This window comes from Amphibacillus sp. Q70 (assembly GCF_052055485.1).
GTDB lineage: Bacteria > Bacillota > Bacilli > Bacillales > Amphibacillaceae > Amphibacillus.
Genome location: NZ_CP197171.1, coordinates 3,512,229 through 3,526,113, shown reverse-complemented (window position 1 = coordinate 3,526,113; position 13,885 = coordinate 3,512,229). Strand labels below are relative to the sequence as shown.

11 protein-coding genes, 1 riboswitch and 1 other annotated feature are annotated in these 13,885 nt (G+C 36.4%); all 11 genes read left to right on the top strand.

All coding sequences use genetic code 11. From position 1 onward, the window contains the following. Nucleotides 1–479 precede the first annotated feature (479 nt). Nucleotides 480–713 (top strand) — a binding site (T-box leader). A gap of 50 nt (nt 714–763) precedes the next feature. The 11 genes from ACS127_RS15965 to pilM all read left to right on the top strand — a co-directional run bounded on the left by ACS127_RS15965 (nt 764) and on the right by pilM (nt 13,878). Next, nucleotides 764–3,409, top strand: coding sequence for a valine--tRNA ligase (locus ACS127_RS15965; RefSeq protein WP_440898161.1), 2,646 nt, complete (start codon nt 764–766; stop codon nt 3,407–3,409). Between the two features lie 228 nt (nt 3,410–3,637). Then, entirely contained in the window at nt 3,638–4,900 is a 1,263-nt protein-coding gene (locus ACS127_RS15960) for a bifunctional folylpolyglutamate synthase/dihydrofolate synthase (protein WP_440896010.1), read from the top strand. A gap of 255 nt (nt 4,901–5,155) precedes the next feature. Beyond that, nucleotides 5,156–5,620 carry a type IV pilus modification PilV family protein gene (locus ACS127_RS15955; RefSeq protein WP_440896009.1) on the top strand — a complete coding sequence of 155 codons (465 nt, stop codon included), beginning with the start codon at nt 5,156–5,158 and terminating at the stop codon, nt 5,618–5,620. Then, on the top strand, nt 5,613–6,032 hold the full coding sequence (locus ACS127_RS15950) for a prepilin-type N-terminal cleavage/methylation domain-containing protein (RefSeq protein WP_440896008.1): 420 nt from the start codon (nt 5,613–5,615) through the stop codon (nt 6,030–6,032). Before ACS127_RS15955 ends, ACS127_RS15950 begins: the two co-directional genes overlap by 8 nt. Nucleotides 6,033–6,043: 11 nt before the next feature. Beyond that, the gene (locus ACS127_RS15945) at nt 6,044–7,546 is read left to right on the top strand and encodes a pilus assembly PilX N-terminal domain-containing protein (RefSeq protein ID WP_440896007.1); all 1,503 of its coding nucleotides are present in this window, start codon (nt 6,044–6,046) and stop codon (nt 7,544–7,546) included. A 22-nt stretch (nt 7,547–7,568) separates the two neighbouring features. Next, nucleotides 7,569–9,188, top strand: coding sequence for a GspE/PulE family protein (locus ACS127_RS15940; RefSeq protein ID WP_440896006.1), 1,620 nt, complete (start codon nt 7,569–7,571; stop codon nt 9,186–9,188). Nucleotides 9,189–9,197: 9 nt separating this feature from the next. Continuing rightward, nucleotides 9,198–10,235: a type IV pilus twitching motility protein PilT gene (locus ACS127_RS15935; protein WP_440898160.1), complete on the top strand. Its 1,038-nt coding sequence runs from the start codon at nt 9,198–9,200 to the stop codon at nt 10,233–10,235. Between the two features lie 21 nt (nt 10,236–10,256). Further along, nucleotides 10,257–11,459, top strand: a complete 1,203-nt coding sequence (locus ACS127_RS15930; RefSeq protein WP_440896005.1) for a type II secretion system F family protein — start codon at nt 10,257–10,259, stop codon at nt 11,457–11,459. A gap of 73 nt (nt 11,460–11,532) precedes the next feature. Beyond that, nucleotides 11,533–11,615, top strand: a riboswitch (cyclic di-GMP riboswitch). Between the two features lie 98 nt (nt 11,616–11,713). Next, a complete protein-coding gene (locus ACS127_RS15925; protein WP_440896004.1) occupies nt 11,714–12,052 on the top strand; it encodes a competence type IV pilus major pilin ComGC in 339 nt (112 codons plus the stop codon). Between the two features lie 74 nt (nt 12,053–12,126). Then, nucleotides 12,127–12,882: a prepilin peptidase gene (locus tag ACS127_RS15920; RefSeq protein WP_440896003.1), complete on the top strand. Its 756-nt coding sequence runs from the start codon at nt 12,127–12,129 to the stop codon at nt 12,880–12,882. Between the two features lie 33 nt (nt 12,883–12,915). Beyond that, the gene (gene pilM / locus ACS127_RS15915; protein ID WP_440896002.1) at nt 12,916–13,878 is read left to right on the top strand and encodes a type IV pilus biogenesis protein PilM; all 963 of its coding nucleotides are present in this window, start codon (nt 12,916–12,918) and stop codon (nt 13,876–13,878) included. Nucleotides 13,879–13,885 lie beyond the last annotated feature (7 nt).

Here is a 13,885-nt window from a genome sequence, read left to right as displayed (position 1 = left end):
GAATCGATTGTTACGGAACATTTTGTCACCCTTTCATTAGCCTACGTCATTTGCTCAGCGGAAGTCCGCCACTAATATATGTAGTGGGTGGGGTGAATATTATGATCAGTCAGAGGTCAGCTTCCTGCTAAATGAGAAGTTTCAGCTATCGTCTGAACGTCCTGGACTTGGCATAAGCAATATACTTAATTTTTTCACTATCTAAAAAGATAAGAATTATTAATGATATAGTATAAGTAATCTTTAGTTTTACTTCTACAAAGACTTGGGAGTACTGAAATTACTCGTCTCTCGAGCTTACCCAAAAAAATTATGCTGAGGCTGATTGATTATATTATATGCAGGCATTCATCTGTTGTACCACACTTTTTATCAATTAACCGAGAATAATCCAGACCGTAATTGTATAAGATTCGAAAAAGAATATTGACTTTAATAGTGTTTATTGGATAAAATAATTGATAAGCAACTGAATAACATAAATGACGATGAAGAGGAAGAGTATGATGACGATACTTCTAGAGAGGAAATCATTGGCTGAAAGATTTCTAAGTCCCTAGTCTCAGAAGGTAGCCTTGGATGTTGTTTAACTGAACATTTGATCAATCAGTAGGTTAAGCCGGTTAGACGCCGTTAAACGAAATGAAGTGTATAGCATTTGTGCTATAAACAAAGGTGGTACCACGGAATGATCAACCCAATTCGTCCTTTAATTAAGGATGAATTGGGTTTTTTGATGATAAAAAATGAGGAGGCTATTTTTATGGCAGAGGATAAACACAATTTACCACCCAAATATGATTCGAACGCTGTTGAAGAAGGGCGTTATCAATATTGGGTAGAGGGTAAATTTTTTGAAGCAACGGGTGACTCCAAGAAAAAACCCTATACGGTTGTGATTCCGCCACCGAATGTGACAGGGAAATTACACATTGGTCATGCATGGGATACAACACTTCAAGATATTATTACACGGATGAAGCGAATGCAAGGCTATGATGTACTCTATTTACCGGGGATGGACCACGCGGGTATTGCAACTCAAGCGAAAGTCGAAGGAAAACTTCGGGAAGAAGGAATCAGCCGTTATGATTTAGGGCGCGAAAAATTTCTTGAAAAAGCTTGGGAGTGGAAAGAATCCTATGCTGATTTTATCCGCCAGCAATGGGAAAAGCTCGGTTTAGGGTTGGATTACTCAAGAGAACGTTTTACGCTTGATCAAGGCTTATCAGAAGCTGTTCAGGAAGTATTTATTAAACTCTATCAAGAAGGGTTAATTTATCGTGGTGAATACATTATTAACTGGGATCCTTCAACTAAAACAGCTCTATCAGATATTGAAGTGATTCATGAAGAAGTAACAGGTCATTTCTATCATATGAAATATCCATTGAAGGATGGTTCAGGCCATATTGAAATTGCAACCACTCGACCAGAAACGATGTTAGGTGATACAGCGATTGCTGTTCATCCAAAAGATGAAAGATACCAACACCTGATTGGTAAGAAAGCCATTCTCCCGATTATCGGTCGAGAACTCGAAATCGTTGCTGATGACTATGTTGACAGGGAATTTGGTTCAGGTGCAGTAAAAATCACTCCTGCCCATGACCCGAATGACTTTGAAATTGGTAACCGTCATCAGTTAGAGCGTGTTCTCGTCATGAACGAAGACGGAACAATGAATGAAAATGCGAGTAAATATGAAGGACTCGATCGTTTTGAATGCAGGAAACAAATTGTTGAAGATTTGCAAGCAGAGGGTACATTGTTCAAAATAGAGGAACATATCCATTCTGTTGGACATTCAGAGCGTAGTGGTGTTGTCGTGGAACCTTATTTGTCCACACAATGGTTTGTCCATATGCAGCCATTAGCCGATCAAGCTTTAGCTCTGCAAAATAATCAAGCTGAAAAAGTAAACTTTGTACCAGAGCGCTTTGAAGGCACTTATTTACGTTGGATGGAAAATATTCGTGATTGGTGTATTTCAAGACAGTTGTGGTGGGGACATCGGATTCCAGCCTGGTACCATAAACAAACTGGAGAAATTTATGTCGGTAAAGAAGCGCCAAGTGACCTTGAAAATTGGGAGCAGGATACGGATGTATTAGATACATGGTTTTCATCCGCCCTTTGGCCGTTTTCGACCTTAAATTGGCCAGATACAGAGGACAAAGAATTTAAACGCTATTTCCCAACAAATGCACTTGTGACGGGTTATGATATTATTGCCTTCTGGGTTGCACGAATGATTTTTCAATCGAAGCATTTTACTGGAGAGCGTCCATTTAAAGATGTTCTAATCCATGGCTTGGTACGTGATGCAGACGGTAGAAAGATGAGTAAATCATTAAACAATGGTGTGGATCCAATGGATGTGATTGAGAAATATGGGGCTGATTCACTACGCTATTTTCTAGCCACAGGCTCAACTCCAGGACAAGATTTGCGTTTTCAGTGGGAAAAGGTAGAGTCCACCTGGAACTTTATTAATAAAATTTGGAATGCTGCACGATTTGTGTTAATGAACGTTGAAGACATGGTTTATGAGGACATTGATCTTTCCACAGAAAAAAACGTTGCCGATCAATGGATTTTAACGCGTTTAAATGAAACGATTGATCAAGTGAATCGCCATAGTGAACGCTATGATTTCGGTGAAGTAGGTCGTTATCTATACAGCTTTATTTGGGATGACTTCTGTGATTGGTATATTGAAATGGCTAAAATTCCCCTTTACGGAGACGATGAAGTAGCCAAGCAATTAACCTGTTCGATCCTTATTTATGTGCTTGATCAAATCTTACGGATGCTCCATCCCTTTATGCCATTTGTAACTGAGGAAATCTGGCAGCACATGCCACATCAAGGTGAATCGATTACACAAGCTGCTTGGCCACAAATCAATGAGGAACTCTCAAATGAACAAGCATCAACAGAAATGAAGCGTTTGGTTGCGATTATTCGAGCGGTACGCCATATCCGGGCAGAAGTTGATACACCAATGTCGAAACCTGTTGAATTGGTGATTAAAGCCAATGATCAAGCGATTGCGGAGCAATTAAAACAAAATCAACACTATGTTGAGCGCCTCTGTCATACAGAAAGTTTGCTTATTGACACTGATCTAACGGCACCAGATAAATCCATGTCAGCAGTTGTGACAGGTGCAGAGCTTTACTTGCCATTAGCAGGATTAATTGATTATGAAAAAGAAATTGCTCGACTCGAAAATGAATTAGAAAAGCTAAATAAAGAAGTTGAACGTGTGCAAAATAAATTAAGCAATGACAATTTTGTCAAAAAAGCACCTGAAAAAGTAGTTGCACTAGAGAAGCAAAAAGAACAAGAATACCTTGAACAGCGTGAAAAAGTTGCTACCCGTATCCAAGAATTAAAGCAATAACAGAACTTGAGCTATCCAAACAATTGGATGGCTCTTTTTCAAATAAACAGTAACAGTGAAATGATTTTTTCCTCAGCGATAAAAGTTTCTTCAAGTTATAAAGAAGCATTAATAGATTTTAATTACAACTTATCGCTGGTTCAGCTATTAAATGTTAAATTAACTTCCCAACCTAACATATTTTCGGTACAATTTAAGCAACATCCTAACAAAAAGGAGCTAATGTTTATGTTTCCAAATATACAAGCACTAGAGAATTTCTTTGAAAATAGAGAGAAAATTGGTATTAAACCTGGCTTAGCAAGAATGGATCGTTTATTAAAAAGTGTAGGACATCCTGAAACAGATCTCTCAGCTGTTCACGTTGCCGGGACAAATGGGAAAGGTTCGACAGTTACTTATTTAGCTTCGATCTTAGTAGAAGCAGGTTATCAAGTCGGTACATTTACATCCCCTAGTTTAACAAATCGTCAAGCCATGATTCAGTTGAATGGACAACCGATTTCAGATGAACTTTATTTGGCTTATGCTAATCAATTAGTACCTGAATTAGATTTGTTAAACAAAGCTAATAATCCAGCAAGTAATTTTGAAATAATCGTGGCGATTGCTTTTAAATTCTTTGCTGAACATACGGATATTTCAGTTGTTGAAACAGGAATGGGAGGGCTGGAAGATGCCACGAATTTATTGGAGCCAATCGTAGCAATCATTACATCGATTGATTATGATCATATCGCCTATTTAGGTAATACAATTGAAGAAATAGCTTTACATAAAGCAGGAATCATTAAACCGCATAAACCAGCGATTGTTGGACAGATGATAGACCAAGCGACTGCAATAATTAAACAAGTAGCTTTAGAAAAAAAGGCAAAACTTGATCAGCTTGGGGATACATTTCAAGTCATCTGGATTGAAAATCGCCCTTATTATAAAGATGATTTTCAAATGCTTTCTTTACGATTACGGTTATTGGGTGAGCATCAATTTCTTAACACGGCTTTAGCGATTAAAGCGAGTTCTATTTTAAAAGAGCTAAATTTTCAAATAACAGATGAGCAAATCAAAGCAGGTATTCGTCAAGCCCATCTTCCTGCTCGTTTTGAACAAATTCGTGATCATCCTGTGATCATTATTGATGGCGCGCACAATCAGGAAAGTATCGCTGCTTTTGTAAACACCGTTGAAAAATATTATCAAGAAGTTGAGAAAACTTTAGTTTTTGCCGCTTTCAAAGATAAACCAATTGCAGAGATGTTGACATTACTTGAGCCACATTTTGACCAAATTATTTTTACTACATTCGGACATGAACGCGCAGAACAAGCGGAACGCTTATTTGAATTATCAAATCATTCAAGCAAGAAACAAAATGATCATTGGCAAGAAGTACTAGATCAATTAGTTGAAGAAAAAACAGAGAAAAAAGTGACTTTTGTCGCTGGCTCACTTGATTTTGTTGGGAAAGTTAGGAAATATATTAAGTAAATTGTCTTGCTCTTTAGAAGAAAAAGAATTATACTAAAGATTAAGAAAATGAATCAGGTAATAATTCCTATTTAAAAAATTATTTCATCATGGTTACCACACTTCTATTACATCAAGAAAAATAAAGATGATTAATAGTGTTCGTTTGGTAACTTTTTATTTTGTTTAGAAAAGTGTGTGCTCAAAAAAGTCTGTTTAAAATGGCGTATCGAGAACAGAGGGCTTTTTGAACACCCTCTAAAAGGACGTGAGTAAATGACAAAGTTTAGATATCTTTATAATCAGGAGGGTTTAACACTTGTAGAGGTATTAGGCTCCATTGTCATTTTATCGATAATCGTTACCACATTTCTAGCCTTTTTTATTCATTCTGCTCGAACCACTAGTGTTTCTGAAGAGATGATCGATGGTTTGTACATAGCTCAACAACAGGTTGAAGAGATTTATAACCAATCGAATCATTATGATTATGATCAGTTAATCTCACAATTGAGTAGTCAATCAGATAATCATCTATCCACTGGTTTGATAGATGAATTTACCCTGTCTAAAGAGGGCTACCAGATGACGATACACATTTCACCTGTGGAAAATGATACGAATGAAACGATTGATGATTTATATACATTGTTAGTTAAAATATTTGATCAAGATAATAAGCAACAAGCGCAGTTAGAGACCAAATTCTTTTTTGACCGATTAGGAGATAACGATGATTAAAAATCAACGAGGTATAACATTAGTTGAATTGTTAGGTATATTAGCTATTTTATCCATTTTGATCATATTAATGGGGTCTGCTCATCTATTTGGACAAAGGCAATTTAATTATCAAATTGATGAAGTTGATAAACAGGGAGAAATTAGACTAGTCATAAGTCAACTCACAACGGATCTTCGGTCTGTTACAGCAGATTATATTTTATTGGAAGAGACAAAATTAACGGTTGGTTCAAATGTTTATTTACATAACGGAACGACACTGTTACGAAATAACCAAGCTATCAGTACTGTCATTGAAGCCTTAACATTTAATTTAACAGAAGATGGGATCGAAATTTCGATTGAAAGTACACCCAATAAAAGGGGCACTCAGTCTTCAATCGAGACTGCTGTTTATTTTAGAAGGTAGGTGAGCTCGAGATGTTTAGATTAAAGTCAATTTTTCATAATGAATCAGGAGTCAGCTTAATCCTTGCTTTAATGACCCTTTTGGTTTTGTCTATTTTAGGTGTTGCTATTGCAACAATGACCTTTGCTAATATTCAGCTAACAGCAACAGATCGCGATTACCAATCAACTTACTATATTGCAGAAGCGGGTGTAAATCAGGCATATGCAGAAATTAAGGACATTATTGTCACGACATATGAAAATGAAGTGAATCAAGATAATTTTTATTTAGGGATAGAAACTGCATTTGACGAGGTCGATGGGTCGCACTATAAAAATTTTGAAGCAAACTTTGATGAACAACCTGAAGCAGTCATCACTATTGAGCGATTGGATGGTGAAAACCCGAGGAATTATCAGATAACTTCAGAAGGTAAAATTGGACAACAGGATCGAGTGGTTACTAAAGAGTTCACTGTAAATTGGACACCAAAGGATAATGGTGGAGGGGTTATGCCGCCGTTACCAGAAGGTGTTGGGGCCATTGTTAAAGATAAGGTTAGTTTATATGGCAGTGGAAGTATTGAGGGAGATCTTTATTTAGACACTGATGAGGAAAATCGTTTGAAATATGCTAATGACGCTAATCGAATAACGGGAAGTATTTATTTACCCCCAACAGCAACTGAAGCTATTTTTGATGTGCCACCATATATGACGTCTCCCCAAACTTCAGATATAGCCTTTGAATATGATTGGGAAAAGTTATATCAGTATTTTGATCATTTTCCGACTGCACCAAGCTTTGAAGAGCATGACGATGTCACTATTAAACATGCAGATGGAAACAAAATGGAAGTCATAAAAAATGGTAATATTTACATAGATGAGTATATATCAGATAATTACGAACTAATTTTAGATCAAAATTATCACTTTAATGAAGGTAAATTTGGACAAAATAATACGTTAAAAATTAATATAGGACATCAAGATCGTGTCTTAGTATTTGATCACTTATACTTATCGAATGGACATATAGAAATTATCGGCTCTGGAAATTTAACGATATTTGTGAAAGATGACCTTATATTTGGCTCTTATTCTAGTTTTAATCGTGATAGAGATATCGATCAATTAACCTTATATTATGAAGGTACAAATGATATTAATTTTACAAATGTTGATATCAATGCAAATATTTTTGTGAAAAATGCTGATGTGACTTTCGGTGGCGGTGGTGGCAGATCGGGGTTATTAGTCAGTGGCGGGGAAAAAGTATCTGTGGCAAATGGAGCGGCGATGGATTCAGTTATTGTTGCACCTTACGCTGATATTCATCTATCTGGTAATGAAACACGAGGTGTCATTATTGGAGAAACGCTAGAAATAACCGGAGGCACAATTTTAAAATACAAAGAAGTTGATACGTCTAAATTTCCGTTTGACTTAATAACTGTACCGAATGAACCGACAGAGCCTGGTAATGGGGCTGGTGATGGTTTACTCACACCACACCCTAATACTGGGTGACATGTAAAATAGGAGGCAAACGATGGCTATTCGAAATAAGCGAAAACTGGGTGATATATTAAAAGAAGCGGGGATTATTACTGAAGAAGAGATTCTTCATGTGCTTGAACAGAAAAAGGATCGCCAAAAATTGGGTGATGCATTAGTCGAGCAAGGTTATATAACTGAGAAACAACTAATCGAAGTGTTAGAGATTCAGTTAAATATCACAAGTGTCTCGCTCTATCGGTTTCCAATTGATCAACAGTTAATCGAGTTGATTCCAAAGGAAGTGGCAAGAGAAAATATCTTATTACCGATTGAAAGACAGGAGCATGTTTTAACGGTTGCGATGAATGATCCACTTGATTATTTTGCACTTGATGACCTAGAGCTGATGACTGGTTTTGAAGTTAAGCCGGTGATGGCAACGAAAGAAGATATTTTACAAGCGATCAATAAATATTACGATATGGAAGCATTCGATGAATTGGGTGAACATGATGATGCACCAGCGATTCGAATTTTAGATCAAATTCTTCAAACAGGGGTCACTTTGAGAGCGAGTGATGTTCATTTGGATCCGAGTGAAGGCAAGGTATCTGTCCGCTATCGAGTCGATGGCATGCTGCGAAATGATCGAACTTTACCGAAACGGATTCAGAATGCGCTAATTGCTCGGGTAAAAATATTAGCTAATTTAAACATAACGGAAACACGAATGCCTCAAGATGGTCGAATCCGAATGATGATTGACGCTAAGCCGATCGATTTACGTGTATCAACACTACCGACTGTTTTTGGTGAAAAAGTCGTGATTCGAATTCTTGATTTGACTAATATTTTCAAAAAACTAACCGAGTTAGATTTGAATAAGCAAACATTAGAACGATATTTAGAGGTGATTAAGCGTCCATCAGGTCTTGTTCTTTTAACAGGTCCGACAGGTTCAGGGAAAACAACAACGTTATATGGATCGATTAATGAATTAAATCAAGAGGATGTCAATATAGTTACAGTTGAAGATCCAGTAGAGTATCAGCTTGAAGGGGTTAATCAGGTGCAAGTGAATGCAAGAGTTGGTTTAACTTTTGCAACGGGTTTACGTTCAATTCTACGGCAAGACCCAAATATCATTATGGTTGGTGAGATTCGTGATAAGGAAACGGCAGAGATTGCGATTCGTTCCTCATTAACAGGTCACTTAGTCTTTAGTACATTGCATACCAACAGTGCCGTTGATGCCATTCCACGTCTATTTGATATGGGTATTGAGCCTTATCTTGTTGTTTCTTCTTTAACAGGTGTGATGGCTCAGCGTCTAATTAAAAAGATTTGTAAGGATTGTCGAACAACACGTCCAGTGACCCCATTAGAACAGGAGATTTTTCAAAAACGAGGAATAGAAATTGAAGAAGTATCTGAGGGTACAGGGTGTGATAGTTGCCGTGGCACGGGTTACCGTGAACGAATGGCGATTCATGAACTTTTAATTATTGATGACGACATTAAAAAGATGATGCTCCAGCAAGCAAGTATGAATGAAATTAAGCATTATGTTGAAGAGCATGGTATGCGCTTTTTACTTGATGATGGTTTAGAAAAAGTTAAACAGGGTTTAACGACATTAGAAGAAGTTATGCGTGTGGCCATTGAAAAATAGGAGGTAAATCTGATGGATCGATTGACAAATATACTGACAGCAGCCTTTGATAAAAATGCATCAGATATCCATCTTACTGTCGGTTCGGTTCCGATTTTTAGAATGGACGGGAGATTGGTCCCATATAAAGAAGAGGTTATTAGACCTGAGGATACGCAAGAACTTGCACGTTCGATTTTAACAGATGGTTTGTGGGAACGTTTAGAGAAAGAACGGGAAATTGATTTATCCCATGGAATTGCCGGTGTTTCTCGTTTCAGGGTAAATATTTTTTATCAACGAAATAATATTTCACTAGCTTTTCGTGTTATCCCGAGAACGATTCCTCAGTTGGATGAGTTAGATTTACCAGAGGTTCTTAAAAATATTACGAAAAAACCACACGGCTTAGTACTCGTGACAGGACCAACGGGTAGTGGTAAAAGTACAACACTTGCAGCGATGATTGACTATATGAATCGGCATATGAATCGACATATCATTACGCTAGAAGACCCGATTGAATATTTACATAAACATAATCAATCGATTATTGACCAAAGAGAGGTTGGCTTTGATACAACTTCCTTTCAAATGGGATTGCGTGCTTGTTTAAGACAAGATCCCGACGTTATTTTGGTCGGTGAAATGCGTGATTTAGATACGATTTCAACAGCGATAACGGCTGCTGAAACAGGGCATTTAGTTTTAGGGACTCTCCATACTCAGGATACATCATCGACAATGGATCGGATTATCGATGTTTTCCCTGCCCATCAAAAGGATCAAATTCGAATTTTACTGGCGAATGTACTTGAAGCGATCATTTCACAGCGATTATTCCCAAGAGCAGATCAAAGGGGGCGGATAGCAAGTACTGAAATTTTAATTAATAATTCTGCAATAAAAAACTTAATTCGAAATGAGAAGATGCATCAAATCCTTAATGCCCTCCAAACATCAAGAGAGCAGGGAATGCATACGATGGAAATGGATATTCGTCAAAAGGTAAAAGAGGGATTAATTAGTCAAAAACATGCTGAACCTTATTTAACGAACACAATCTAGCTGAGAAGAGGTGATAAATTTATGCCTTTATATGCTTATCAAGCCAGAACTTCTGATGGGAAATCAACAAAAGGGAAACTGCAAAGTCATAGTGAAAAAGATGCCTTGTCCGAGTTGGACCAATTGGACTTATTTGTTTATCAAATTAAAAAACTCAATCCTGTATTGTATGGAGAAATAGACATCGGAAGTCCAATCAAAAATAAAGATTTCGTCATTTTTTTACGACAATTCTCAACCTTAATTGATGCCGGAATTTCCTTAGTTGATTCAATGGATATTTTAGCTGAACAATCCAATAGTAAGCGGCTTAGTCATGCATTAATGGAAATTAAGGAAGATTTACAAGAAGGAATTGCATTATCAGAAGCTTTAGCACATCATCCGAAGTTTTTTCCGGAATTATTAGTCAGTATGATTAATGCCGGAGAGGTAAGTGGGCGACTTGATGAAATCATGGAAAGAATGGCTAATTATTACGAAAAACAATATCAATTAAAGAAAAAAATCGAGACAGCATTGACCTATCCAAGTGTGATTGGTGTGTTAGCTTTACTGATCACCATGTTTTTACTGACTTTTATTGTTCCTATTTTTACAGATATGTTTTTATCATTTGATCAAGAGATTCCAGCCTATACTCAACTTATTTTAAATATTAGTGGTTTTTTCCAAAAATTTTGGTGGGGCATTCTTGGCGGATTAATTTTAATTGTTTTGCTAGTCAGAACATTAAACAAAAAAGAGCATTTTGCTTACTTGTTTGATCGATTGAAGTTGAAAATACCTATTTTCGGTACTTTTATTCAAAAGGCTGTGCTAGCAAGAATGACACAAACCTTAAGCTCGTTATTAAATAGCTCTGTTCCGATTATTCAAGCAACTGACATAACAAAGCGTGTGATCAGTAACCGTGTGGTCAAAAAGGTACTTAACGATAGTAAAACGGCATTGGAAGAAGGGGAGTCATTAGCTACCCCAATGAAAACACACTGGGTTTTCCCAAAATTAATTACCCAGATGATTGCAGTTGGTGAAGCAACAGGTTCGTTAGATGAAATGCTGATGAAAGTAGCTACCTTTTATGAACAGGAGTTAGAAGAAGCCTCAGATAAATTAAAAGCATTAATCGAGCCAGTGATGATTGTTTTTCTATCATTTGTTGTAGGAGCAATTGTCTTAGCAATTGTTATTCCAATGTTTTCTTTGTTTGAAAGTATATAATGAAAATTAAAGGAAAAATTAGATTATTTTCAAAAATGATAGACAATTTTTGTATTTATAGTATAATAGTATTAGAAAATTCAGAAACGATGAAAACTCATCTGACGTGGGCACTTTGATGGGTTCGAGTTAGTAGTGCAACCGGCTGGCATCATAATGGTTTATTTATGTTGTGAGTCTTTTTTTATTAATATTTAATGAACCAAAAGTGATGGAACTTTAATACTAATAAATATATTAAGGAGGAAGAGGAAATGATGAATAGAATCAAGAAAATGCTTAAAGGGGAAAAAGGTTTTACTTTAGTCGAGCTCCTTGCAGTGATTGTTATCTTAGGTATTATTGTTGCGATTGCCATTCCGGCGATTGGAAGTATTATTAACAAGGCTGAAGATGATGCTGATGAGGCAGAAATTACAATGATTATTGATGCAGCAAGGCTTTATGAGGTACAACATGAAGATAGTTTACCTGTTGATGTGGATACACTTCTTGAACAAGGCTATTTAGACGAACGCCAAGGTGGCGATCTACCATCAGGAAGTGTGAGTAGAGATGATGATGGTAATTTAGCGTTTAATCCAGGTTCATAAGATTATTATTTAAAGTTAAGTCTATACTGAGGCTCCTCCCCGTGAGGGGTCTCTCACTATATGAGGAGTTTGTTATGGAAATCATTTTCTATAGTTTATTCTTTGTCCTTGGAACTATTTTTGGATCTTTTTATAATGTGGTCGGTTTACGCATACCCAAACAACAATTTTTCAAATCCGATCGTTCATATTGCCCAAGCTGTCAAAAGCAGCTCAATTGGTATGAATTGATTCCGATTTTTTCTTATCTTTTTCAGAGGGGAAAATGTCGAGGATGTGGACAGTCCATTCGAAAGATATATCCGTTAATGGAAGCGCTGACGGGTTTATCATTTGCTCTCAGTTATTGGCGCTTTGGTCTGACAATTGAGCTTATTCTTGCTTTACTTGTTGCTTCTTTAGCTGTCATTATTATTGTCACTGATCAAACATATTATCTTATACCAAATAAAATTTTATTGTTTTTCTTACCCCTATTCAGTATTGGGCGAATAGTTGTGCCACTCACTCCATGGTGGTCCTCTCTTTTAGGAGCAACCATTGGCTTTGGCTTACTTTTTTTAATTATTATTGCTAGCAAGGGTGGAATGGGTGCTGGCGATATGAAATACTTTGCTTTATTAGGCATTGTTTTTGGCTATCCTTACATATTTCTGGTCTTTTTCCTATCAACTTTATATGGGGCATTCGTTAATTTACTTTTATTAATGCTAAAGAAAGTTTCACGAAAATCAAAAGTCCCCTTTGGCCCCTATATTAGTCTAGCGGCACTAACGGTATTATTTTTCGGTGAACAGATCGTGAATGGGTACTTGACGTTATTTTTTTAGAGAGAAATCTAACTGAGCTAAAGGATGAATGTTATGCAATTGTTTAAAAAGGATCGTGTGTTTATTTTATTTACAGATCGAACGATTCGCTACCTCACTTGGTCTAATAGTAAAGTGAATCAAGTATCAGATTATGGCGAATTAATCCTAGATTCATTAATTATTGAAGATGGTCGGTTAGTTAATTTAGAATTATTGACTTCAATACTTACAAATTTAATTAAACAGAAGAATTGGAAAAGACGAAAACTATCCTTTATCGTGCCAGCTAATTTTGTAACGATAAGACAAGAATCGATTCCAAAGCAATTGAGTAGAGAAGAAGCAATTTCTTATATCAAACTTCATTTGGAAGGAAGCATTCGGTTACCCATTAAGGATCCAATTATCGATTTTTATTTACTTGAAGAGGGAGAAGAACAAAATAACATTTTATTGTTTGCTTATCCTTCTGAACGATTAAAGCCATTTCATCAGTTATTTGAACAATTAGCTTTACAGCCGGATATTGCTGATATTTCGTATTTAACGGTCTATCGCGCTTACTTAAAAGCGGATTTGCCTAATCAGGATGAGCATCTTTTAATGGTTCAGTGGAATAAGTATGAGTTGGTATTAACTGTTTTTCATCAGCATATTCCAAAATTTAATCGACAAATTGATTTTTCTTCTGCCCCACAAGATTGGAAAAAAAGTGAAGATGGAAAAGAATTGATTTGGCATTCGTCAACACCAACGTTAGCAGAGTTTATCGAGGAACAGCTGCTCCCCATTGAGCGGTTGATGGATTTTTATCAATATTCAATTATGAATGATAAAGGACAAATTGATCAGATTTTATTGACTGGTGATTTTCCAAAGCAAGCAGTTCTTGAGCAACAATTAAAGGACAGATTTGATTTACCAGTTAAAAAAATTGACTTACCAAACGATTTACCACCTGAATATACATCGCTTTATGGTTTGGGATTAAGGGGTGAGCATTTTGATCTATAACCAGCAG